This is a genomic window from Streptomyces deccanensis (genome assembly GCF_022385335.1).
Taxonomy (GTDB): Bacteria; Actinomycetota; Actinomycetes; order Streptomycetales; family Streptomycetaceae; genus Streptomyces; species Streptomyces deccanensis.
Window position 1 is genome coordinate 6,932,654 of record NZ_CP092431.1, and the last position, 23,577, is coordinate 6,956,230.

22 protein-coding genes are annotated in these 23,577 nt (G+C 72.6%); 9 read left to right on the plus strand and 13 right to left on the minus strand.

All coding sequences use genetic code 11. From position 1 onward, the window contains the following. Window positions 1-197: 197 nt before the first annotated feature. Together lon and L3078_RS30955 are read left to right on the plus strand one after the other, a co-directional pair. A complete protein-coding gene (gene lon, locus L3078_RS30950) occupies window positions 198-2,600 on the plus strand; it encodes an endopeptidase La (RefSeq protein ID WP_239757243.1) in 2,403 nt (800 codons plus the stop codon). 297 nt (window positions 2,601-2,897) lie between these two features. Then, window positions 2,898-3,374, plus strand: a complete 477-nt coding sequence (locus L3078_RS30955; protein ID WP_239757245.1) for a MarR family winged helix-turn-helix transcriptional regulator — start codon at window positions 2,898-2,900, stop codon at window positions 3,372-3,374. A 17-nt stretch (window positions 3,375-3,391) separates the two neighbouring features. Here the strand turns inward: L3078_RS30955 and L3078_RS30960 are convergent, their stop codons facing one another. Continuing rightward, window positions 3,392-4,177: a protein phosphatase 2C domain-containing protein gene (locus L3078_RS30960; RefSeq protein WP_239757246.1), complete on the minus strand. Its 786-nt coding sequence runs from the start codon at window positions 4,175-4,177 to the stop codon at window positions 3,392-3,394. A 365-nt stretch (window positions 4,178-4,542) separates the two neighbouring features. Here L3078_RS30960 and L3078_RS30965 point away from each other — a divergent pair, with 365 nt between their 5' ends. From L3078_RS30965 to L3078_RS30985, 5 genes are all read left to right on the plus strand, one after another. Further along, window positions 4,543-7,458, plus strand: a complete 2,916-nt coding sequence (locus L3078_RS30965; protein ID WP_420864122.1) for a sensor histidine kinase — start codon at window positions 4,543-4,545, stop codon at window positions 7,456-7,458. Further along, window positions 7,455-7,976, plus strand: a complete 522-nt coding sequence (locus L3078_RS30970) for a roadblock/LC7 domain-containing protein (RefSeq protein WP_239757248.1) — start codon at window positions 7,455-7,457, stop codon at window positions 7,974-7,976. Before L3078_RS30965 ends, L3078_RS30970 begins: the two co-directional genes overlap by 4 nt. After that, complete coding sequence (locus tag L3078_RS30975) at window positions 7,973-8,467, plus strand: DUF742 domain-containing protein (protein ID WP_239757249.1); 495 nt, start codon at window positions 7,973-7,975, stop codon at window positions 8,465-8,467. The genes L3078_RS30970 and L3078_RS30975 overlap by 4 nt, the downstream gene beginning before the upstream one ends. 127 nt (window positions 8,468-8,594) lie before the next feature. Next, a complete protein-coding gene (locus tag L3078_RS30980; RefSeq protein WP_239760532.1) occupies window positions 8,595-9,209 on the plus strand; it encodes a GTP-binding protein in 615 nt (204 codons plus the stop codon). A gap of 52 nt (window positions 9,210-9,261) precedes the next feature. Beyond that, window positions 9,262-10,497, plus strand: coding sequence for a styrene monooxygenase/indole monooxygenase family protein (locus L3078_RS30985; RefSeq protein ID WP_239757250.1), 1,236 nt, complete (start codon window positions 9,262-9,264; stop codon window positions 10,495-10,497). A 10-nt stretch (window positions 10,498-10,507) separates the two neighbouring features. On the opposite strand, the gene L3078_RS30990 is transcribed toward L3078_RS30985, so the two are convergent. The 4 genes from L3078_RS30990 to L3078_RS31005 all read right to left on the minus strand — a co-directional run bounded on the left by L3078_RS30990 (window position 10,508) and on the right by L3078_RS31005 (window position 13,726). After that, window positions 10,508-11,293 (minus strand): hypothetical protein, encoded by a 786-nt coding sequence (locus tag L3078_RS30990; RefSeq protein ID WP_338059537.1) that lies wholly within the window; start codon window positions 11,291-11,293, stop codon window positions 10,508-10,510. Window positions 11,294-11,395: 102 nt separating this feature from the next. Beyond that, window positions 11,396-11,737, minus strand: a complete 342-nt coding sequence (locus L3078_RS30995; protein ID WP_239757251.1) for a hypothetical protein — start codon at window positions 11,735-11,737, stop codon at window positions 11,396-11,398. Window positions 11,738-11,761: 24 nt separating this feature from the next. Beyond that, window positions 11,762-12,487, minus strand: a complete 726-nt coding sequence (locus L3078_RS31000) for a TetR/AcrR family transcriptional regulator (RefSeq protein WP_239757252.1) — start codon at window positions 12,485-12,487, stop codon at window positions 11,762-11,764. Between the two features lie 282 nt (window positions 12,488-12,769). Further along, window positions 12,770-13,726 (minus strand): AurF N-oxygenase family protein, encoded by a 957-nt coding sequence (locus L3078_RS31005; RefSeq protein ID WP_239757253.1) that lies wholly within the window; start codon window positions 13,724-13,726, stop codon window positions 12,770-12,772. Between the two features lie 263 nt (window positions 13,727-13,989). Here L3078_RS31005 and L3078_RS31010 point away from each other — a divergent pair, with 263 nt between their 5' ends. Beyond that, the gene (locus tag L3078_RS31010; protein WP_239757254.1) at window positions 13,990-14,706 is read left to right on the plus strand and encodes a hypothetical protein; all 717 of its coding nucleotides are present in this window, start codon (window positions 13,990-13,992) and stop codon (window positions 14,704-14,706) included. On the opposite strand, the gene L3078_RS31015 is transcribed toward L3078_RS31010, so the two are convergent. The 7 genes from L3078_RS31015 to L3078_RS31045 form a co-directional block, all read right to left on the minus strand. Next, complete coding sequence (locus L3078_RS31015) at window positions 14,699-15,232, minus strand: DUF3291 domain-containing protein (protein WP_239757255.1); 534 nt, start codon at window positions 15,230-15,232, stop codon at window positions 14,699-14,701. The two genes, L3078_RS31010 and L3078_RS31015, sit on opposite strands and share 8 nt — an antisense overlap. A gap of 109 nt (window positions 15,233-15,341) precedes the next feature. After that, on the minus strand, window positions 15,342-16,811 hold the full coding sequence (locus tag L3078_RS31020; RefSeq protein ID WP_239757256.1) for a penicillin-binding transpeptidase domain-containing protein: 1,470 nt from the start codon (window positions 16,809-16,811) through the stop codon (window positions 15,342-15,344). Beyond that, on the minus strand, window positions 16,808-18,235 hold the full coding sequence (locus L3078_RS31025) for an FtsW/RodA/SpoVE family cell cycle protein (protein ID WP_239757257.1): 1,428 nt from the start codon (window positions 18,233-18,235) through the stop codon (window positions 16,808-16,810). Before L3078_RS31025 ends, L3078_RS31020 begins: the two co-directional genes overlap by 4 nt. Before the next feature lie 54 nt (window positions 18,236-18,289). After that, complete coding sequence (locus L3078_RS31030) at window positions 18,290-18,649, minus strand: SH3 domain-containing protein (RefSeq protein ID WP_239757258.1); 360 nt, start codon at window positions 18,647-18,649, stop codon at window positions 18,290-18,292. Between the two features lie 156 nt (window positions 18,650-18,805). Next, window positions 18,806-19,984, minus strand: coding sequence for a sensor histidine kinase (locus L3078_RS31035; protein WP_239757259.1), 1,179 nt, complete (start codon window positions 19,982-19,984; stop codon window positions 18,806-18,808). Between the two features lie 131 nt (window positions 19,985-20,115). Next, window positions 20,116-20,958 carry a hypothetical protein gene (locus L3078_RS31040; RefSeq protein ID WP_239757260.1) on the minus strand — a complete coding sequence of 281 codons (843 nt, stop codon included), beginning with the start codon at window positions 20,956-20,958 and terminating at the stop codon, window positions 20,116-20,118. 95 nt (window positions 20,959-21,053) lie between these two features. Further along, window positions 21,054-21,572 carry a protein-tyrosine phosphatase family protein gene (locus L3078_RS31045; protein WP_239757261.1) on the minus strand — a complete coding sequence of 173 codons (519 nt, stop codon included), beginning with the start codon at window positions 21,570-21,572 and terminating at the stop codon, window positions 21,054-21,056. Between the two features lie 140 nt (window positions 21,573-21,712). Here L3078_RS31045 and L3078_RS31050 point away from each other — a divergent pair, with 140 nt between their 5' ends. Then, complete coding sequence (locus L3078_RS31050) at window positions 21,713-22,516, plus strand: nuclease-related domain-containing protein (protein WP_239757262.1); 804 nt, start codon at window positions 21,713-21,715, stop codon at window positions 22,514-22,516. Between the two features lie 84 nt (window positions 22,517-22,600). Here L3078_RS31050 and ligD read toward each other — a convergent pair whose 3' ends face one another. Then, window positions 22,601-23,482 (minus strand): non-homologous end-joining DNA ligase, encoded by an 882-nt coding sequence (gene ligD, locus L3078_RS31055; RefSeq protein ID WP_239757263.1) that lies wholly within the window; start codon window positions 23,480-23,482, stop codon window positions 22,601-22,603. Window positions 23,483-23,577 lie beyond the last annotated feature (95 nt).

Sequence of the window (23,577 nt, forward strand, 5' to 3'; positions counted from 1 at the left end):
CTCACTAACCCGAGCCCGCGACGAAAGGTCACTCTGCAAAGCGAAAGACCGGACGAAACCTGAAGCTGCAAAACGAAGAGATCCACGTCACAGGACATCGTGATCGCCCACAGCGAACGGATGCCGCCTCGGGGAACATTCGTCGGCTCATGTGCATTGAGTCGGCATAGCTCAACTTGACTGCCGAGGGAGAGATCATGGCATCGACGTCCGCACCGCTCACCCTGCCCGTGCTGCCGCTCGACGAGGAGGTCGTGCTGCCGGGGATGGTGGTGCCGCTGGACCTCAACGACACCGACGTACGCGCCGCGGTGGAGGCCGCGCAGGCGGCCGCGCGCGCCGAACCCGGGAAGCCGAAGGTGCTGCTGGTGCCGCGGATCGACGGGGCCTACGCGAGCACCGGCGTGCTCGGGACCGTCGAGCAGGTCGGACGGCTGGCGGACGGGGATCCGGGAGCGCTGATCCGCGCCATAGGGCGCGTGCGGATCGGCGCCGGGACCACCGGGCCCGGTGCCGCCCTGTGGGTCGAGGGGACCCGCGTCGACGACAGCGTGCCGGAGCCGCTGCCCGGGCAGGTCGTCGAACTCGTCAAGGAGTACAAGGCCCTTGCCACCAGCTGGCTGCGCAAGCGCGGCGCCTGGCAGGTCGTGGACCGGGTGCAGGCCATCGACGACGTCTCCGCGCTCGCCGACAACTCCGGCTACTCGCCCTTCCTCACCACCGAACAGAAGATTCAGCTCCTGGAGACCGCCGACGCCGTCGCCCGGCTGAAGCTCGCCACCCAGCTGCTGCGCGACCACCTCGCCGAGCAGGACGTGGCCGAGACCATCGCCAAGGACGTCCAGGAGGGCGTCGACAAGCAGCAGCGCGAGTTCCTGCTGCGGCGTCAGCTCGAAGCCGTCCGCAAGGAACTGCGCGAGCTCAACGGCGAGAAGGACGGCGAGGAGTCCGACGACTACCGGGCGCGCGTCGAGGCCGCCGACCTGCCGGAGGCGGTCCGGGAGGCCGCGCTCAAGGAGGTCGACAAGCTGGAGCGGTCCAGCGACCAGTCGCCCGAGGGCGGCTGGATCCGCACCTGGCTCGACACCGTCCTCGAACTGCCGTGGAACGAGCGGACCGAGGACGCGTACGACATCCAGGGCGCGAAGGGCGTCCTCGACGCCGAGCACGCCGGGCTGGAGGACGTCAAGGAACGCATCACCGAGTACCTCGCGGTGCGCAAGCGTCGGGCCGACCGGGGCCTCGGTGTCGTCGGCGGGCGGCGCGGCGGTGCCGTGCTCGCGCTCGTCGGGCCGCCCGGCGTCGGCAAGACCAGCCTCGGCGAGTCCGTCGCGCACGCCATGGGGCGCAAGTTCGTCCGGGTCGCGCTCGGCGGTGTGCGGGACGAGGCGGAGATCCGCGGGCACCGGCGTACGTACGTCGGCGCGCTCCCCGGACGGATCGTCCGCGCCATCAAGGAAGCCGGGTCCATGAACCCGGTCGTCCTGCTCGACGAGATCGACAAGGTGGGCTCCGACTTCCGGGGCGACCCGGCGGCCGCGCTGCTCGAAGTCCTCGACCCCGCGCAGAACCACACCTTCCGGGACCACTACCTGGAGGTCGAGCTGGACCTGAGCGACGTCGTCTTCCTCGCCACCGCCAACGTGCTGGAGTCGATCCCCGAGGCCCTGCTCGACCGGATGGAACTCGTCCGGCTCGACGGGTACACGGAGGACGAGAAGGTCGTCATCGCCCGGGACCACCTGCTGCCCCGCCAGCTGGAGCGGGCCGGACTCGACGCCGACGAGGTCGTCCTCGACGAGAGCGCGCTGCGCAAGCTCGCCGGTGAGTACACGCGCGAGGCGGGCGTACGGAACCTGGAGCGGTCCGTGGCGCGGCTGCTGCGCAAGGTCGCCGCCCAGCACGAACTGGGTCAGCGGGAGCTGCCGTTCACCGTCACCGACGGGGAGCTGCGCGGGCTCATCGGCCGGCCGCACCACGTGCCCGAGTCCGCCCAGGACCCGGCGGAGCGGCGTACGGCGGTGCCCGGTGTCGCCACCGGGCTCGCGGTCACCGGCGCGGGCGGCGACGTGCTGTACGTCGAGGCGTCGCTGGCCGACCCGGAGACGGGCGCGGCGGGGCTGACCCTCACCGGTCAGCTCGGTGACGTGATGAAGGAGTCCGCGCAGATCGCGCTCTCCTTCCTGCGCTCGCACGGCGCGGAGCTGGAGCTGCCCGTCGCCGACCTGAAGGACCGGGGCGTGCACATCCACTTCCCGGCGGGCGCGGTCCCCAAGGACGGCCCCAGCGCCGGCGTCACCATGACGACGGCCCTCGCCTCGCTGCTGTCCGGGCGGCTGGTCCGTACGGACGTGGCGATGACGGGTGAGGTCTCGCTGACCGGGCGGGTGCTGCCGATCGGCGGGGTGAAGCAGAAGCTGCTCGCCGCGCACCGGGCCGGTGTCACCACCGTCGTCATTCCCAAGCGGAACGAGGCGGACCTCGACGATGTGCCGGCGGAGGTGCTGGAGAAGCTGGACGTCCACGCGGTCACCGATGTCCGGCAGGTGCTGGAGCTGGCGCTGGCGCCGGCGGAGGTCGGGGTGCCCGTGGCTGCGTGAGCGTTCCACTTGGGGGCCGCGGGTGGGGGCGCGTGCGAGTGAGTGGTCGGGTGCCGGTGGGTGGGGCTTCTCGCGCAGTTCCCCGCGCCCCTGAAGGAGCCTTCGGCCCTTCGATGAAAAGCACGGGGCGCAGCCCCTGCTTTTCAGGGGCGCGGGGAACTGCGCGACCAGCCCCCACCCACCCGCACCCGACAACGCACCCGACCCGGCCCTTTTCCCCACGTGGCGGTCACCGACCGCTTCCGCCTGCGAAATACTGACCGGCGGGTACCGGAATCGGAAAGCAGGAGCGCTGACGTGCACGACGAGGGCGGAAACGGCGACGGCGGCGTCGCGGCCGGCATGGACCAGGCGTTCCTGGCGCTGGAGCGCGAGTTGACGGTCCTGTTGCGGCGCGCCCGGGCCAAGTCCGGGGAGATGGCCAGGGCCGTCCACCCCGACCTGGAGTCCGCCGCCTACGGCCTCCTCGCCCGCCTCGACGAGACCGGCCGGCTGCGTGCCACCGAACTCGCCGCCTACATCGGCGTCGGCAAGGCCACCATGTCCCGTCAGCTCCGCGCCCTGGAGCACCTCGGTCTCATCGCCCGCGAACCCGACCCCGCCGACGGGCGTGCCTGGCTCGTGCACCTCACGGAGGAGGGCCGGGCGCGTTTCCGGGCGGTCCGGGACGCCCGCCGCGTCGCCTACGTGCGGCAGCTAGCCGACTGGGACCGGGACGAGGTGGCCCAACTCGCGCGCCTGCTGCACCAGCTGAACCGGGGCGTCGAGGGCTGAGACCCGACCGGGGCCGCTCACCACTCCACGAACACCACGCTCGCGTCGTCGTGCGTCTTGGCGCGGCCCAGGAACTCCCGCTCCACATCGGTGGCTTCCAGTTCCCGCACGCGCTGCACCAGCCCCCGTGCCCCCGTCTTCCGGACGAGGGTGAGGCAGTCCGCCCAGTCGCCCTCGCGGAACGTCTCCACCCAGCGGCCCGCCCCGTCCGTCAACGCGACCAGCGAGCGGACCTCCTCGCGGGGGACCGTTCCCGTGACCGCCCGCGCGGCCACGGCGGGATCCGCGGCGGCCGTCCAGAATCCGCCCTCCTTGTTCCGCACCGTCGAGTCGACGATCGCGGCCGACGCCAAGGACTCCCGGGGCAGCAGGGAGAGACGGTCGTCGAGGACGGCCTCCACCGCGCCGTCCGGCCGCTCGAACAGCAGGGCCGAGTCCGACAACACCAGGTACTCCACGGCCGCTTGCGACCAGCGGGCGAGGGCCACTGTGGCCTGTGGGGTCCGTGGGTGAGAAAGGTCACAGGTTTGGACGTGGGCCCGGGCGGTACGGGAAATGGCCTGTGAGAGCACGTCGGGCAACGGTGAATCCCGCTCCGAAACGGACAGTTCGGTCAGGGTGCCGCCGAGGCGGGAGGTGAACCATGCGACCGAATGTCGACAGCCGTAGCCGTCGGGCGGCGGAGTCACGCCGTCGAGGACGACGAGGGCGCCGCCCTGTCCCCCCGCGGGCAGGGCCACGGACGCGAAGTCCTCGTTGGGGCGAAGGGGATCGCCGGGTTCCGAGACGAGTTCCGTGCGCATTCGGCCAGTCTGCACGAGCCCGCCACAAGATCCGTGAAAGACCGACAACGGTCGCCGTACGACCCGGACCCTCCAGACGGGCCGCCGGGTATGGCATGGAATGATCGTGAGCGGTGAAGCGCGGCGGCGAATACTGTCAAAGCACGTCGCCGACGTCCAACCGGCCCGTCACAGGGGGCATCGGCACGGGCCGGAGGAACTTGCCCGCCAACTCCCCGGGGATGTTCACTCCTTCGGGTGGCGGGACTGATGATGCGGGACCACTGCCCACCGGCACTGGGAGGGTCGGGAGCCGTACCGGGGGGACGGCCGTATTTGACGAGTTGACGGATCGTCACCCGGGCTAATGGGTACACGAGTCAGGAATGCGAGCACCGGTGCAGAAGACGCGGCCTCGGCGCGCAGGCAAGCAGGCAGCTTCGAAGGCCTCCGCGGCCTCCCCGAACCAGCAGGGGACGGCGCAGGCCCCCGCCGTCGGCACCGGGCGGAAGGCGCACGTACGCAACCGGCTCATCGTCGCCGTGGCCGTCGTGGCCGCCGCCATAGCGGGCGCCGGGGCGCCCTCGATCCTCGCCGCCTCGGAGCAACTGCACGACACCCAGCGCCTGGTCACGCTCGCCGAGCAGACCCAGGAGGCGCTCACCCTCGCGCACGCCCTCGCGGACGAGCGGGACGAGGTCACCGCGTACATCGCCGCCGGGCGCCCCAAGTCGGCCGCGCCCAGCGAGCAGCGCGGTGACCGCGTCGACACCCAGGCCGAGGAGCTGAGCGCCGACTCCGACATCTCCGCCGCTCTGCGCGAGGACATCGAGTCCATCGCCGGCGTACGGGAATCCGCGCTCTCCGGGAAGAGCACCGCTCTGGAGGCGCACACGGCGTACACCGCCGTCGTCACCGAGCTCCACGCCCTCGCCGAGGAACTGGCCGCCGAACTGCCGCCGCGCGCGGGCGGCGGCGCCTACGCGCTCGCCGAACTCGACACCGCCGTCCAGCAGGCCGCCGCCGCCCGAGGGCTGCTCGTCGCCGCGCTCAGCGTCCCGACGACCACCCAGACGGTCATCGACCCCACCACCGGGCTGCCCACCACCAGGACCGGCGCCTCGGCCGCCGACGCGAAGCAGCGCGACGCCCTCACCGCCGTCGCCCAGCAGGCCCGCGTCCGTTCCGACGCCGCCCTCGCCCACTTCCGCGAGACCGCGCCCGCCGCCGGACGCTCCTCCTACGACGCCACGGTCACCGGCCCCGAGGCCGACACCGCCGACAAGTACCTGGCCGACCTCACCGACCAGCCCACGCTCTCCGACAGCGAGGCCGGCACCAGCGCCGAGAAGGTCGGCGCGGCCCTCTCCGCCCGCGTGGACCTGATGCGGGGCGCCGAGTCCTCCCTCTACGACCGGCGCACCAAGGACCTCGCCCAGCTGCGCGACGAGGACGTCACCGCGCTGGAGATCCGCGTCGCCGTCCTCGGCGCCCTGATGCTCCTGGCCGTCGGTGTCGCCACCGGCATGGCCCGCTCCCTCACCCGCCCGCTCGCGGTGGTGCGCATCGGCTCCGCCCGGGTCGCCGGCGACCCGGCGAACGAGGAACCGGTCAAGTTCACCGGCCGCAACGACGAGTTCGCCCAGGTCGTGCGCTCGGTCAACGCGCTCCACGCGCACGCCCTCGCGCTGCACGAGCGGCTCGCGCCCCTGGAGGGCGACCGCAAGCACCTCATCGGCCAGCGCCAGACCATGGCCGACGACCGCGACCGGCTGCGTGCCGAACTCGCCGAGGCGACGGCCCATCTGACGAAGGTCCAGCACAGCGTCCACGCCACCTTCGTCAACCTCGCGCTGCGCACCCTCGGCCTCGTCGAGCGGCAGCTCGCCGTCATCGAGTCGCTGGAGGAGCGCGAGCAGGACCCCGACCGGCTCGCCACCCTCTTCAAGCTCGACCACTTCGCCACCGTCATGCGCCGCCACAGCGAGAACCTCCTCGTCCTGGCCGGCCACGAGCACGTCCAGCACCACGCCGGGCCCGTGCCGCTCGTCGACGTCGTCCGCGCCGCGGTCAGCGAGATCGAGCGCTACGAACGCGTCCGCATCGCCGCGCTGCCGCCCGGCGCGCACGTCGCCGGGTTCGCCGCCGACGACCTCAGCCACCTCCTCGCCGAACTCCTGGAGAACGGCACGTCGTTCTCGCCGCCGGAGATGTCCGTCGAGGTCACCGGCTGGCTGATGGAGAACGGCGAGATCACCCTCTCCGTCCAGGACGGCGGGATCGGCGTCGCCCCCGAGCGGCTCGCCCGGCTCAACTCCCGCCTCACCGACTTCGACCCCGAGGCGCCCTACGAGCAGGAGGACGGCGAGGGCCTCGGCCTCGGCCTGTACGTCGTGGCCCGCCTCGCCCACCGGCTCGGCACCCCCGTCCGGCTCCAGCCGCACGGCTCGGGCGGCACCGCCGCCGTGGTCGTCCTGCCCCAGGCGCTGCTGGCCCCCACGCCCGCCGTGCCCGTGGGCACACCGGTCTCCGTCACGCCCCAGTTCTCGCTGCCGGGCGCCGACGCCGAGGCCAACTCCAACGTCCTGCCCGGCCGATCCGTCGCCGTACGCGAGCCCGAGGGCGACGGCGACCCGCTCATCGAGGCGGCCGAGCGGGCACTCCGGGCGAGGGAGGCCGTGGGGACGGCCGCCGACGCCGCGGAGGCCGCCGGGAGCGTCGTACCGGAAGACGACGCACCCGAGGCCGAACCCGGTCCCGACACCGGAACCGGACCCGCGTCCCGGGCCGAGTCCGTGTCCGAGACGACGATGGAGCTCTTCGCTCCGGTGGCCCCGGGGAAGGGCGCCGACGAGGAGAGCGACGAGGACGTCGCCCACGACGCGGGTCCCGACACCGACGCGGACCCGGACGGGGACGCCCGGTACACGGGCGAACCCGACACCCACGAGCGGGCCGCCGACGAGGGGAACTCGGCGCGCGCGACCGAGGGGGCACGGGCCGGGACGGAGGGGCCACGGGGCGACGCGACCCCGCGCCTCACCGACAAGGGCCTGCCCAAGCGCACGCCCAGGATCACCGCGCCGGCGCCCACGACGCCCCGGCCGAGGGTCGGCGGCGTGAACGCCGAGGAACTGCGCCGTCGGCTCGGCGGGTTCCACCAGGGGGCCAGGGAGGGGCGGCGCGACGTCGAGGCGGAGATCGCCGAGCAGTCGGGTGAGACACGGATGCCCGTGCCGCACGAGTACCGGACAGAGGCAGTTGACACCACGGGGGGCACTTCCGAGGAGGAAAGCAGTTGACCGCGCCCATGACCTTCGGACTGAGCAGTGAAGCCCGCAACCTGCACTGGCTCCTGACCAACCTGGTGGAGGAGGTGCCGGGGCTGCTGTCGGTCGCGGTGGTCTCCTCCGACGGACTGCTGCTGCTCTCCTCCGACCCCGGCAGGAACGCCGCGGCCCGCGAGGCCCGTGTAGAGCGCGCGCAGGGCCCCCGGGGCTCCGCCGCCGACCTGGCCACCATCGTCTCCGGCATCGGCAGCCTCACCATCGGCGCCGCCAAGCTGATGGAGTTCGGCGGGGTCAAGCAGACGATGGTCGCGATGGACGAGGGCAGCCTCTTCGTCATGTCGATCAGCGACGGCTCGCTGCTCGGGGTGCACGGCTCCCCGGACTGCGACATGAGCGTGGTGGCGTACCACATGGCGCTCTTCGTCGGCCGCGCCGGCCATGTGCTCACCCCGGAACTCCGCAGCGAGCTGCGCAAGTCCCTGGAGGCCGAGTCCCCGAGGGAGACCGAGGCGGCCGGGAGCCGTCGATGAGCGGCCCCAGGCAGAACAGGGCGCGGGCCCACGAGCCCGGCCGGGCGAAGCGGCCGCCCGCGACGAAGGGCGCGACGGGCACCAGGAGCACGAAGGGGGCCAAGAAGCTCCCCGTGCGCGGCGGCGACCGCAAACCCGCCCGCGTACGCCCCTACTCGCTCACCGGCGGCCGCACCCGCTTCGGCCACGTCCTGCACGTGGAGACCTTCGTCGCCGTACTCGAAGCCCCGGCCGAGCGGCGCGAGTTGCCGAATGGTTCACTCAACACCAAGGTGATGCCCGAGATGCGGGCCATCGTCGAACTCTGCCGCCGTATGCGGACGGTGGCGGAGATCGCCGCGCTGCTGAAGATGCCGCTCGGTGTGGTCCGCGTCCTCCTCAGCGATCTCGCGGACCAGGGAAAGATCCGTGTGTACGGAACAGGTCACGGACCGGGACAGCCGGACCGCGCTCTGCTGGAAAGGGTGCTGAGTGGACTCCGCCGTCTCTGACGCCGCCTCGGCCGGCGTCGACCCCGACGCCTCGGCCGGCGTCACCCCGGGCGTCAAGGACGACGCCCCCCGCGTCCATGTCGACGCGCACGCCCCTCGTCTCGACGTCACCGCGCCCGGCGCCGACGTGGATCCCGCGCCGCCCGGCGCGGAGACCGACGAGGAGCTGAAACCCTGGCAGTCCGATCTGAGCCGGGCCCCCATCGCCACGAAGATCGTGGTGGCGGGCGGCTTCGGCGTCGGCAAGACCACCTTCGTCGGCGCGGTCTCCGAGATCACCCCGCTCAGGACCGAGGCGCTGATGACCGAGGCCAGCGCCGGCACGGACGACCTCTCCGCGACGCCCGACAAGCTGACCACCACCGTGGCCATGGACTACGGCCGCATCACCCTCGACGACGACCTCGTCCTCTACCTGTTCGGCACACCCGGGCAGGAGCGGTTCTGGTTCATGTGGGACGACATGGTGCGCGGCGCGATCGGCGCGGTGGTCCTCGCCGACACCCGCCGCCTCGGCGACTGCTTCCCCGCGCTCGACTACTTCGAGAGCTGCGGCCTGCCGTACATCGTCGCGGTCAACGCGTTCGACGGCAGTGTGCGGTACGAGCCCGAGGACGTACGGGACGCGCTGACCGTGCCCGACCATGTACCTGTCATGATCATGGACGCGCGCAAGCGGGCCTCCGCGATGGAGACCCTGCTGGCGCTGTGCGCCCACGCGATATCCCTCAGCCCCGAATAGTCCCCGGCGGGACGCCACGGGACGCCACGGACGAACCAGGAGACCTGTCCGGATGCGGAAGATTCTCGTCGTCGGAGCCGGCCAGTCCGGGCTGCAACTGGCCCTCGGGCTCCAGTCGCACGGGTACGAGGTCACACTGATGTCCAATCGCACCCCGGACGAGATACGCGCCGGCCGGATCATGTCCACCCAGTGCATGTTCGACTCGGCCCTGCGCCACGAGCGCGACCTCGACCTCAACTTCTGGGAGTCCCAGGCCCCGAGGATCGAGGGCGTCGGAGTCTCCGTCGCCGGCCCGGACGGGGAGCGCGCCGTCGACTGGGTCGGCCGGCTGCGCGGATACGCACAGGCCGTGGACCAGCGGGTGAAGATGGCCGGCTGGCTGGAGACGTTCTCCCGGCGGGGCGGCCAGCTGGTCATCCACGGCGCCGCGGTCTCCGACCTGGACTACTTCTCCCGCGTGTACGACCTGGTGCTCGTCACCGCGGGCAAGGGCGAACTGGTGCGGATGTTCCGCCGCGACGCCGCCCGCTCGCCCTACACCGAACCGCAGCGCGCGCTCGCCGCGGTGTACGTGCACGGACTGGGCCCGCGCCCCGAACACCCGGAGTTCGACGCGGCCCGCTGCAACCTCGTGCCCGGCGTCGGCGAACTCATCGTCCAGCCCGTCCTCACCACCTCGGGCCGCGCCGACGCCCTCTTCTGGCTGGGCCTGCCCGGCGGGCCGCTCGACGTCTTCGGGGGCGTCCGGGACGCGGAGGAGCAGCTCGCGCTGACCCTGGACCTCATGCAGCGGTACACGCCCTGGGAGTACGCGCGCGCCACGGACGTCGAGGTGACGGACCCGGGGGCCGCGCTGACCGGCCGCTACACCCCGGTCGTACGGCACCCCGTCGGGCAACTCCCGAGCGGTGGCCTGGTGCTGGGCGCCGGGGACGTCGTCGTGGCCAACGACCCGCTCACCGGGCAGGGGGCGAACTCGGCGACCAAGTGCGCGGCCGTGTACCTCGCGGCGATCCTCGACCACGGGGACGGGGAGTTCGACGAGGCGTGGATGCGGCGGACGTTCGAGCGGTTCTGGCGGATCGCGGGGCCGGTCACCAAGTGGACCAACACGATGTTGGCTCCGCCGGCCGAGCATGTGCTGGAGCTGGTGGGGGCGGCCGAGGGGTTGCCGGTGGTGGCGGATCGATTCGCCAACGGGTTTGACGATCCGGCGGATTTCGAGGGGTACTTCTACGACGCGGAGAAGACCCGGGCGTATCTTGCGGAAGTCGCGGGGGGTTAGGGCCGGGCGCCTACTGGGTGGGGGCGCGGGGTTCGTCGGCGGGTGCGGGTGTGGGGGGCTTCTCGCGCGGTTCCCCGCGCCCCTGAAAGGCTTGCGGGCCCGGCAGCTTCGACGATGCGGCCTTGGCGGTGTCCTCCGATTCCTTGACGGCGGCGAGTTGGTCCGGGGTCAGGGAGGCGAGGAGTTCCGCGATCTCGGCCAGGCGGTCGGAGGCGGTGTCGTGGTTTCTCCTGTGCTGTTCGGCGAGGGTGAGTTGGCGGTCCAGGGCCACACGGGCCCTGCGGGCCAGGGCGTCGGTGTCCTGTTCGCTGCCTACCAGGCGCTCGACCGTCTCGGCCCGCTCCCGGGCCACCTGCCCGATCACATGGTTCTGCTCCAGCGCCCGGTGCGGGTCCCGGCTCATCAGCAGCCGTACGTAGGGGGAGAGCGCGGTGCTGCTGTTCTGGTACTGCTGCCGGGCCAGCCGGCCGGCCGCGCCCCGGCTGTCGTGGAGGGAGAGGCGGGCCACCGCGAGACGATGGTCGAGCAGCGCCACCTCGGCGCGCTGCCGCCTCAGTTCCTGGCCGGTCCTGCCGTAGGCCTCGGCGGCCTTCTCGGCCTCGCGGTGGAGCCGTCGCAGGTCGGTGAGGAGATCGGCGACCGAGCGGTCCTCGGGGGAGGGGGCCTCGGCGGCTGAGCCGGTGGCGGGGGGTTCGGGCGCGGCCATGACCGGCGTGGGGGCGGTGGTGAGCAGGGCGCCGGCCGTGAGAGCCGTGACCGTCGCCGTACCGACCAGGCGGAGAAGCCTTGCTGACACGTCATCACCTCCGGTGCTCAGGTGGGCCGTCCACCTCGCACCGGCAGGATCGGGGGAGGGAAAGACGGGCGCGCGCCGGGTGGACCGTTCGGTGCCGGGGTGTCACTCGTCGGTGGGGCGCGGCCGCGCGGGCGGCGTGGCGGGTTGCCCGTCCCCGGTGTCCGGGGCACCGGAACCCGCCGGGGCGTCCGGCTTGGACCAGGGCCACTTCAGGCGGCGCCGGGGGTCCGCGTCCGGGGCGTACTCGTACTTCCACAGCTGGTGCAGCAAGCCGCCCCGGCCGGCGTCGACCCGGCGGTAGACCAGCACCGTCGGCGGGCCGCCGGCGGCGTCGGGCACCGGGACCCGGTACGTCTTCGGGGGGTGCCCGGTGATCCCGAGCAGCACGGGCAGGACGCGTCCGTCGAGGGGGCCGCCCACGAAGGGGGTGTCTTGGCTCTTCACGGGACCAGTGTCACAGGACCGGCGTCACAGCAGGTGACCGGCGTCGCCGACGAGGGGCAGGACGCGGCGGGCGAGGGCGCCCACGGCGCCGTCGGAGGTCTCCACGGTGAGGGCGTGCCGTACGACGGCGGCGGTCTGCGGGTCGCGGCCGGCGGTGGCGGTGAGACAGGCGACGAACTGCTCGACGAGCCAGTCCCGCAGCTCGCCGACGTCGGGCCGCTTGCCCTCGTCGAGCCAGATGAGGGAGGCGGCCTCGACGGAGGTGATCCACATACGGACGGTCATCCGCAGCCTCAGGCTCGGCTCGGCCACCTCCAAGTGCCGCAGGATGTGGTCGGCGGCGGCCCGCCGGACCCCGTCCACGATGGCCGTCGCCCGCGAGGTCTCCACGACGCTGCCGCCCTGGAGCAGGGCGCTGAAGCCGGTGTCGTGGGTGTCCACGAAGGCCAGGTACCGGTCGAGGGCGCGGGCCAGGCGGCGGGTGAGGGGGCCCTCGGCGGGCTCGTCGAAGCAGTGCTCCAGCTCCTCGGCGGCGGTGCGCAGGGCGGCCTCGTAGAGCTGCTGCTTGCCGCCGGGGAAGTAGCGGTAGACGAGGGGGCGGGAGACGCCGGCCGCCTCGGCGACGTCGTCGAGGGAGACGTCCTCGGGGGTGTTGTGCGCGAACAGCTCCAGGGCCGCGTCCAGCAACTGGCTGCGCCGCTCTTCGACACTGAGCCGACGGTATGCGCGGGTGGGGGCGTCGGACGTCATACCCGCAGAGTAGTCGGGGGTGGGTGGCGGGTGCCGAGATCGCGTCAGGGGGTGGGGGTGCGGGTTCGTCGGCGGGTGCGGGTGGTTCGTGGTTGCTCGCGCAGTTCCCCGCGCCCCTGAAAAGCAGGGGCTGCGCCCCCTGCTTTTCATCCCGCGGCCCCGTCGCCTTTCAGGCCCGCAGGGGCCTGATGCTTTTAGGGGCGCGGGGAACTGCGCGAGACGCCCCACCGGAGCCGCACTCGCCCACGCACCCGAACCCCCGAGTCATGAGGCGCCCAACCCCTACCGAAGCAGCCCCGAAGACCGCCACATCCGCCGCCCCACACCCCGCAGCACCCCGATGTCGTCCAGGAAGTCCGTCAGGCGGTTCGCCCCGGTCTGCATGATGTCGCGACGGTGCTCACTCGCCCGCACCTGGGCGACAGCCGCCCGCTGATCGAGGCCGACGTTCGCGTAGACCTCGGGGTTGATGAAGGCGACGGAGAAGACGCGGGCGAACTCGCCGGACGTGACGCGGGTGAAGCTCCGGGACAGCCGCGGAGCGGTCACCATCTGGCGGCGCAGTTCCTCCCGGGCGTAGCGGACGTGCCGCGCCTCCTCGACCACATGGATCCGGGTCACGCCCCGCACCAGCGGCTGGACCCGCTCGTCGGGGAAGGTCAGCCGCTGCATCCAGTCGAGGATCTCCTCACCGAGCAGCGTCGCCGTGAAGGAGCCCGGCGTCGTCGAGATCGTCTTGAAGACGCGGCCCAGGTTCTGGTGCAGCCGGCTCACCGGATAGTGCGGGGTGCCGCTCTTGCTGATCAGCCGGGCGAACATCTTCGAGTGCCGGCACTCGTCCTCGATCTCGGTGAGCGCGTAGCGCACGTGCGCGCTGGTCGCGGCCCGGTCGTAGATGTGCCGGACGAGCAGCTGCATGAGGATGATCTCGAACCAGATGCCGAGGGAGGCCAGCGCCGCGGCCTCGTGCCGGGACAGCGCGATGCGCTGCTCCTCCGACATCCTCCGCCACATCGGCGTCCCGTACAGGGACACCAGCTCCGGCGGCCAGAACCACTTCCCGTCCTCGAACGGGGCGTCCCAGTCCAGCTCCTTGTCCGGGTCGAAGGAGTGCTTCGCGGAGGAGACGAGCAGCCGCTCGGCCACCTGTTCCCGGTCCTTCAGGAGACCGAGCGCGTCGCGCAGCGCCTCCGCCTCCGACTCGGGGTTCGTCGAATCCAGCGAGGTCACCGTAGTCATGGCTGTCGCAGCTCCTCGTACGGGATTGCAGGGCGTCACCGGTGTGAGTTACCCACGGTCACCGCTTATGAGACTACTTGTCAGCAAGGCCGTCAATCCTTCGCGCACGACTTGTGCAGTAGCGTGCTGGCGTGTCCATGCCTCCATCACCCCAAGGGCCCTACGGTCAGCAGCCGCCGCACCAGGGGCCGTACGGCCAGCAGCCGTACCCGCCGCATCCGCAACCACAGCCCCAGCCGCAGCCGTACGGTCAGCAGCCGCACATGCCGCAGCAGTACCCGCCGCAGGCGCAGCCGTACGGCGCGCCCCACCCCGCCGGGTGGCAGCCCCCACCGCCGCCGAAGAGCCGGGTGGGGCTGATACTCGGGATCGTCGGCGGGGTCGTCGGGCTCGTGGTGCTGGGGTCCGTGGGCCTGTGGGTCGTCGGGACGCAGAGCACCGGCGGTTTCCCGGAGGCCGAGTACAAGCTGGCCCTGCCCGAGACCGTCCTCGACGGTGAGTACAAGCTGGCCCAGGACCTCTCCGACTCCGAGGGGCGCCAGGTGGAGGAAGAGGCGGACGGTGCCTTCGACGCCCGTGACGTCACGGCCGCCGTCGCGCAGTACGCGCCCGCGAAAGAGGGGACCGAGGGCGCCCTGATCGTGTCGGGCATGTACGGCCGGTTCAAGAACACCGACGCGGCCCGCGACAACATGCTGAAGGGCGCGGCCGGGGTCAGCTCCATCAAGGTGGTCGTGCCGCCCGAGGACTACACCCCGGGCGACTCCGAGCTCACCATCAGCTGCCAGGTCGTCACCCAGAACCAGGCGGGCAGCGAGATCACGTACCCGATGTGCGCCTGGGCCGACGGCAACACCGGGGCGTCCGTCGCGGAGCTCAGCGTGGAGAGCGTCGGACAGGACGCCTCGGAGGTGGACGTGGAGGCCTTCGCGGAGCGCACCCTCCAGGTCCGCTCCGAACTCCGGCAGCCGATCAGCTGAGGACCGCGTCCGGCGCGGCGGGCTCCGCCGGCCCCTCCGGCCCAGCCGGTTCCGTCGGCCCCTCCGGTGCAGCCGGTGCAGCCGGGAACGACGTGCGCAAGGTGAAGGCGTACGGGGTCGGGCCGTGGGCGCGGAGGTGGTGGATCCGTTCCTCCGCCTCGGCCACGGTGGGGTGGTGGCCGGCCGGGACCCACCACAGGGCGGTCGCCGCCTCGCTCAGCCGCTCGAACCACTCCCGCCTGCGGGACAGCAACTCCCGGTGCTGCCCCTGGTACATGAAGGCGGTCAGGGCGTCGGTGTCCCGCCACACCGACATGTTGATGATCAGCCACTCGTCGCCGAGGACGGGGATGTCGGTCGCGTTGCCGGAGTCGCTCTGCAGGCGCCAGACGAAACCGGGGGAGCGGTCCGCGACCGCGTTCACCGGGTCGAGGGCGTCGACGAAGTCCTTCAACTGGGGCGAATCCAGCGGGGCTTGGAGGCGGGCGATGTTCACCTGGGCGAGTTCGTACGCGGCGGTCGTCATGGGCGAACGGTAGGCCGGGTGGGGGCCGGGACGACATCGCTTATCTCGGATGGTGGGCGTGGTGCGGGCCGCGCGCGCCGGTGACTTCTCGCGCGGTCCCCCGCACCCCTCACGGGGCGTCGGAGGCCTTGAGCACCGCCCGCATCACCTCCCGCGCGATCGGTGCCGCGTCCCCACCCCCGCTGATGTCGCCCCGTACCGCCTCCGCGTCCTCCACCACCACCGCGACGGCCACCTGCGGTTCGATCGCGTCGTCGGCCTGGGCCCAGCCGATGAACCAGGCGAAGGGCGTGCCGGAGTTGCCCATGCCGTGCTGGGCGGTGCCGGTCTTGCCGCCGACGGTGGCGTGGCGTAGGGCGGCGTTGGCGCCGGTGCCGTCCTCGACGACGCCGCGCATGAGGTCGCGCAGCCGGCGCGCGGTGGTGGGGGCCATGGCCTGGCGCAGGGTGCGCGTGCCCGAGCCGGTGACCGTGCGGCCGCTCGCCGTGGTGGTGCGTTCGACCAGGTACGGCGACCGCACCGAGCCGCCGCCCGCGACGGCCGCCGTGACGAGCGCCATCTGCAGGGGCGTGGCCCGGGTGTCGTACTGGCCGATGGAGGAGAGGGCGAGCTGGGCCCGGTCCATCTCGGTGTCGAAGGTGCTGGGGGCGACCGAGAAGGGGATCCGCAGACCGGAGTCGTTGAAACCGAAGGCGCGGGCGGTGTCCGTCATGGCGTCGAGCCCGACGTCCACGCCCAGCTTCGCGAAGACCGTGTTGCAGGACCACTCGAAGGCATAGCGCAGCGAGGCGTTCTCACAGCCCTCGACCTCGTTGGCGAGGGACGTCGTGGTGCCCGGCAGGGTGTACGGGTCGGGGGAGCGGGTCGGGGCGTCGAGGTCCTCGACCACCCCGGTGTCCAGCGCGGCGGCCGCCGTCACCACCTTGAACGTCGAGCCCGGCGGATAGGTCTGCCGCACCGCCCGGTTGAGCATCGGCCTGCTCGCGTCCCCGTTCAGCCGCGCCCACGCCTCGGCCGCCTCGCGCCCGTTGCCGGAGAGCGCTCCGGGGTCGTACGACGGCCGGGAGACCAGTGCCAGGACGCGTCCGGTGGCCGGTTCGAGCGCGACGACCGCGCCCCGGCGGGTGCCGAGCCCCAGGTACGCCGCCCGCTGCGCCGCCTCCTGGATCGTGGTGACGACCGCGCCGCCCGCGTTCCGGTCGCGGGTGATGTCGTTCCACAGCGGGAGGAAGGACAGCATCGGGTCGCTGCCGTCGAGCAGGGAGTCCTCCGCGTGCTCCAGGAACGTCGTCCCGTACACCTGCGAGGCGAAGCCCGTGACCGGCGCGTACAACGGGCCGTCCCGGTACGTCCGTTCGTAGCGCAGCTGCTCCCCGGTGTCCTTCGAGCCGGTGACCGGGCGCCCCCCGACCACGATGTCCCCGCGCGGCTGGCCCCAACGGGCGATCTCCGGGCGGCGGTTGGCGGGGTTGTCGTCGTAGGCCCGGGACTGCAGGACCTGGACGCGGGTGGCGTTGGCGAGGAGGGCGAGCAGCAGCAGGGCGCACAGGGCGGCGGCCCGGCGGATGTATGTGGTCATGCGCCCCGGCCCTCCCCACGCGCCCCCCGGCCCTGCGGGCTCTCGGGCGGCGGTCCGGGGGCGTACTGCCTCCGGGAGGAGTCGCTGAGCCGGATCAGCAGCGCCACGATGACCCAGTTGGTGACGACGGACGAGCCGCCCTGGGCGAGGAAGGGCATCGCCATGCCGGTCAGCGGGATGAGGCCCATGACTCCGCCGGCGATGACGAAGACCTGGAGGGCGACGATCGAGGCGAGGCCGGTGGCCAGGAGCCGCCCGAAGGGGTCCCGCAGGGCGAGACCGGCCCGGTAGCCGCGCTCCACCAGCAGGGCGTAGAGCAGGAAGATCGCGGAGAGTCCGGCCAGGCCCAGCTCCTCGCCCGCCGTGGCCAGGATGAAGTCGGACTTGGCGGCGAAGCCGATCAGGATGGAGTGGCCGAGGCCGAGCCCGGTGCCGAGCAGCCCGCCGGCGGCGAACGCGAAGAGGGACTGGGCGAGTTGGTTGGCACCCTGCCCCGCCTCGATCGACGCGAACGGGTGCAGCCAGTCCTCGACGCGGCTGTGGACGTGCGGTTCCAGCCAGCCGACGGCGACCGCGCCCACGCACGCCAGCAGCAGCCCCACCGCGATCCAGCCGGTGCGGCCCGTGGCGACGTACAGCATGATCACGAACAGACCGAAGAACAGCAGGGAGGTGCCCAGGTCCCGTTCCAGGACCAGGACGCCGACGCTCAGCAGCCAGATGGTGACGATCGGGCCGAGGACCCGCCCGGTGGGCAGTTGCAGGCGCTTGAAGCGCCAGATCTGACGTCCGGCGTACGCCAGCGCGTTACGGTTCGCCGCGAGGTAGCTGGCGAAGAACAGCGCGAGCAGCACCTTGGCGAACTCGCCCGGCTGGATGGAGAACCCGGCGATCCGTACCCAGATCCGGGCCCCGTTGACCGGCGGGAAGAGGATCGGCAGCGCCAGCAGCGCGAGCGCGGCCACCACCGAGACGTACGCGTACCGCTGGAGCACCCGGTGGTCGCGCAGCAGTGCCACGACGGTGATGAACAGCGCCACCCCGAGCGTCGACCAGTTCAGCTGCGCGGGCGCCGCCTGGTCGGCCGGGGTCTCCAGATCGAGCCGGTGGATCAGCACCAGACCCAGCCCGTTGAGGAGCACCGCGATCGGCAGCAGCAGCGGATCGGCGTACGGCGCCCGCAGCCTGACCACCAGATGGGCCAGCAGCGCGAGCACGCCGAGCCCGGCGCCGTAGTCGGCGGCGCCGGGCGGGACGGTGCCGTTCTTGGCCAGACCCACAGCGCAGTAGCCGTACACGGAGAGCAGGACGGCCACGACGGTGAGGGTGAACTCGACGCCTCGGCGCCGGAGCAGGCGTACGGCGGGCGGCGGGGACGGATCCGGGGGATCCGCCGCCAGGGTCCTTCCGGCCTTGGTGGTCATGCCCGGAACTTACCTAAATGGGACCCTTCAGGGATGACTTGCGCGGTTTGTCGCTCAGGCGTCGCACCAGCGGGGCGCCTTGAAGGGGGCGATGAAGCGGGCCGAGCCCCAGGCCCAGGTGCCGTCGACGAGCAGGTACCACTGCCGGTTGCCGTCGACGCTCTGGCCCTCGGCCCGGCAGTAGATCTTGACGATCTCGCCGTAGTGCGCGACCCGGATGACCGAACCTCCACGGGTCGGCGCGCTGCGCAGCACGAGACCGGTGCGGGCGACGACCTCACCGTTGACGATCTGCTTGCTCTCCCGGGGGTCCTCCGCGCCGGCACCGAGAGCGGGAGTCGTGGCCGCGAACGCCACGAGGGCGCCACCGGCAGCCGCTATACCGAACCGCATGAGCAGAATCCGCAGGGACATCTGAAGCTCCTCCAGAAGAAAAGGGGGCGAGTCTGACTATTCGCCACGCTAGGAGGAGGGAGGACGGGGCGCCTTCTCCAATGGGCCATCAGAGCAGCGCGCCCCGTCAGGGGCGCGGGGCTGCGTCTGATGTGCGGCTCCGACGCGTGGGCGCGATCAACCCCCACTGACAGGCAGTCGCAGAACGACCAACGCACCCCCGTCGGGAGCGTTTTCAAATCCCAACCGAGCCCCCAACACCTCCGCCTGCCCCACGGCGATGGTCAACCCCAGCCCGTGCCCCTTGCTGGAACCCTCCGTACGAAACCGCTGCGGCCCCTCGGTCAACAGGTACTCCGGGAACCCGTTCCCGTGATCCCGCACGCTCACCACGGCACCTTCCACGGTCACCACCACCGGCGGCGCCCCGTGCTTGTGCGCGTTGGCCACCAGGTTCCCCACCACCCGCTCCAGCCGCCGCCGGTCCGTCTCCACCCACGCGTCCTCGACGATCCGCACCTCCGTGTCGCCGCTCGCGTGCGCGGCCACCCGCTCCGCCAGCAGCCCGAGCCGGATCGCGTCCAGGTCCAGCCGCTCGCTCCCCGCGTCCAGCCGCGAGATCTCCAGCAGATCCTCGGTCAGCGTCCGCAGCGCGGCGACCCGGTCCCGCACCAGCTCCGTCGGCCGCCCCTCCGGCAGCAGTTCCGCCGCCGCGTGCAGTCCGGTCAACGGCGTACGCAGCTCGTGCGCGACGTCCGCCGTGAACCGCTGCTCGCCGACCAGCTTCCGCTGCAGCGTGGACGCCATGGTGTCGAGCGCGGCGGCCACCGCGGCCACCTCGTCGCGGTACCGCGCCGGGTCCGTCGTACGGGGATCGCCGACCCGCGCGTCCAGGTCGCCCGCGCTGATCCGCCGGGCCACCTGGGACGTCGTGCGCAGCCGTCGGGTGACCCCGCTGACGCCCAGCGCGCCGATGGCCAGGGTCACCCCGATCGCCAGCGCCGAGGAGCCCAGGATGGCCCGGTCCAGGTTCTCGATGGTGGCCGCGCTCTGCGCGTAGTCGATCCGTACGGCGAGGGCGCGGCCGTCGGCGGGGGCGGCGGCCCACATCGAGGGCACCCCGGAGACGACCCCGACCATCGTGCCGCGCCGCCCGCTCACCGCCAGCTCACGCAGCTCCCTCGGCAGGCCGCGCGGATCGACCCCGGAATCGGGCGGGAGGCGGTTCCCGGCCTCGTACGCCTCGGCCGCCTCGTCGAGCCGGACGAGGGCGCGGGAACGGGCGTCGCTCACGGTCCGGTTGGTGACGGAGACATGCACGAGGGCGCCGAGCAGCGCGGCCAGCCCACAGCACATGACCGTGATGAAGGCCAGCGCCTTCCAGGTGAGCGAGGAGGTCCAACGCGGCGGGCCGAACCGTTTCCGCCCGGGCCTCGCGGGTCCCGCGGGTCTCGTCGTTCTCGCGGGCCCCGCGGGTCTCGTGGCGCTCACCCCGGCCTCACCGACGACGAGGCGGAGGGCGGGACGGACGAGGAGGAGCGGGAGGGCGATACCGAGGGCGAGGCTGAGAGGGAGGGCGAGGCCGACGGGGACCGGGACGGCTTCGCCGATCCGCCCACGCGCAGGATCTCGTCCCGCGTGAGCAGCATCGCCAACTGGTCCTGGTCCCAGGTCCACTGGGTGCGGTACTCGTAGCCGACGATGCCCGCGGGGGAGCGGATGATCACGGTACGGCCGGCCAGCTCGACCGCGAGCACGGCGTCGTCGCTGGCCAGCACCTGCACCAGCCGGTCCGCCCGGAAGGTGTACATCCGCACCGCCGTCTGGTTGCCGGGCAGCAGCCGGAAGCCGAGCACCATGTCGTCGCGCCCGTCGCCGGTGAGGTCCCGGTAGTACGCCTTGAGGACGGGACACCCGGCTCGGCCGGCGTCCGTTCCGCCCTTCTCGCCCTTGCCGCCCTTCTCGCCGTTGTCGCCCTGTCCGCAGTCGGCCATGCGCGCGGTCGTTCCCCCGTAGACGGCCCCTGGCCCGGAGTACACCTCGGGGTGCGCGGCGATCTCGGCGCGGACGACGGCCAGCGGGTCCACCTCGTGGATGTCCTCGCCGGGGGCCTCGACGCCCCTGACCACCTCCGTCTCGGCCTCGCCGTAGTCGTAGGCGGGGGAGGAGGCGGGCGGCTCCCCGGGCCACAGCCGGGTCGGGCCGCTCGCGGTGGGGGTCGTGCCCGCGCTCACCAGGCCCCCGGAGTCGCCGCAGCCGCCCAGCAGCAGGACGGCGGCCACGGCGGCGACGGCACCGGCGGCAGCGCGCGCGGGGCGGCTGGGGGACACGGGACTCCTGGTGCACGGGTGAGGGGGGTGTGGTCCCGTACACCCTAATTCGTGCGGAAGTACTTTTTCGTGACGGCTCGGTCGCGTACGTCGTGCTACTCGGCCGGCTCCTCCAGTTCCTCCAGCAGCCGGACCGTCGCCAACCCCGTGCGCAGGTACTCCACGAACAGCTCGTTGTGCAGTGCCCACGGCGAGCGGCGGGTGCGGATCAGCCGGATCGCCTCCTCGGCGGAGTGCCCGTCGCGGATCAGCGCGTGCGCCACGACCAGACCGGAGCGGTTGTAGCCGCTGTAGCAGCGGACGAGGACCCGTTTGCCGTCCTCCAGCGCGTCGCACGCCGCCTGCGCCAGCCGCATCACACCGGCCAACTGCGTACCGTCCAGCGGCCCGTCCGGGATCGGCCACACGTGGTGCTCGACGCCGTCGTCCGGTCCGTGCCCGGGCAGCCGCAGCAGGGTCAGCACCAGGTCGAACTCGTCGCGCACGACCGCGAATTCGACGCCCCCGGTACCGGCCGGCCCCGCGAACTCGTGCCCGCCCATCCACAGCCCGGGCACGATCTCGCTCCACGGTTCCCGCGGAGCCGGGACATCGGGTTGCTTGCGCGTCCGCAACAGCGCCTCCCCCGGGCCTCAGGGCCCTTCCGACGGGTCTCCGCGACCAGGCCCTCGACGACGGGTCGTCACCTCAAAGGTAGCCGGGTTCTTGCCGATGGAGCACCCCGCCTGTTCCCATGGACGTGGGGTGATGGTGCATGAGCGGACTGCGCGTCATACCGACCTGGCGTCACGGACAGCGTCGCCTGTACGTGTGCCGGACCGACGGGAGGAACGTCGCCTGGTACGACCGTGAGACGGGCCGGGTGAACCTCCTCAGCGAGGAGCTGAGAGAGGACGTGCTGGCCGTCCTCGGCCCCTTCGTCACCGGCCCGCTCACCGTGGGACCGCCGCCCGTGCCGACCCCCGCCGAACTGGCCCGGCTGAGCCTCCCCCCGGACGACGACCTCGCCCCGAACCGGCCCGGCGAGGCCCTGCTGATCTCCCTCGACCGTGTCCCCGGCCCGACGCACCGGCTGCGGCCCGACCCGCGCCGCCGGGCCCTGGCCGCCGAGCGGACGGTCGGCGACGCGCTGGACCGGCTGGAGGGCGCCGGCTGGCACACCCTGCACTCCGTGCCGCTGCCCGGCGGCGACCGCATCCACCACCTCGTCGTCGGCCCCGGGGGCGTGTTCTGCGTCCGCTCCGTCCACGCCCGCAGGCAGCGCGTCGTCGTCACGGACCCGATGGTCGCCGTGGGCCGGCACGAGCCCCGCGCGCTGCTGCGCGGACTGCGCGCCGACGCCGACCGCGCCTCCTACGCCCTCACCGCCGAGGTCCGCCCGGTCCTCGCCCTCGCCGAACCGTCCGCCGTCGCGGTCACCACCCCGCTGCGGGAGGTACGCGTCCTGCGCGACACGGACCTGCCGGAACTCGCCCGCGCCGGTGGGGTCCTGAAACCGGCGGACGTGGAGGGACTGCACGCGATGGCCCGCGACCGGCGGACGTGGGCGCGGGTGTAGACGGCCGAGGGTGTGACCGTCGGCGGGGTGTAGGCCACCGCGGGTGTAGGCCGTCGGCGGGGTGCGGGTGCGGGTGCGGCCTCGTCAGGGCAGGGCGTGCGCGGCCTTCGGGTCCAGGAGGGGTGCCAGCAGGTCGCCGTAGTCCTGCAGCCGGGGGGCCATGTCCGGGGCGCGGAAGGACAGCAGCTCGGGGGCGCCGCACTCCTCGACCTCGGTCCAGGTCACCGGCGCGGAGACGGTCGGCTCGGGGCGGGCCCGCAGGGTGTACGGCGCGGCCGTGGTCTTGCGGGCGGCGTTCTGGCTCCAGTCGACGAAGACCTTGCCGGGACGCAGGCTGCGGGTCATCCGGTGCACGACCCGGCGGGGCATCGCCCGCTCCGCCTCGACCGCGATGTCCTTGGCGTACTCCGACACCCGCTCCGAGGACGCCCCGCGCACCGCCGCCAGCAGATGCAGCCCCTTCGACCCGGACGTCTTCGCGTACACCTCGATCCCGTCCGCCGCGAGCCGCTCCCGCAGCCAGCACGCCACCTCGCAGCACTCGACGACGGTCGCGGGCGACCCCGGGTCCAGGTCGAACACCAGCCGGTCGGCCTCGTCGGAGGTGCGGACGGTCCACTGCGGTGTGTGGAACTCGGCGACGAGGTTCGAGGCCCACATCAGGCTCGCCAGGTCCTGCACCAGCACCATCCGGGCCGGCCCTTCCATCCGCCGCACCTCGGCCGTGGCGACCCAGTCCGGGGTGCCCGGCGGCACGTTCTTGGTGAAGAAGACCTGGCCGCCCGGCCCGTCCGGGTAGCGGAGGAAGGAGATCGGGCGGTCACGCAGGTGCGGCAGCAGGGCGTCCGCCGTCGTGGCGTAGTAGTGCAGCAACTCACCCTTGGTGAAGCCCGTCGCCGGGTGGAGGACCTTCTCCAGATTGGAGAGGGCGACCCTGTGGCCCTCCACCTCGGTGATGGGTGTCATGGGACCCAGAATCCCATGATTCATTGGCGAAGGGGGCGAAAGGTGCGAAAGGGGTGATGGGGGTGCGCGGCAGTCCCCGCGGGCCGGAAAAGCAA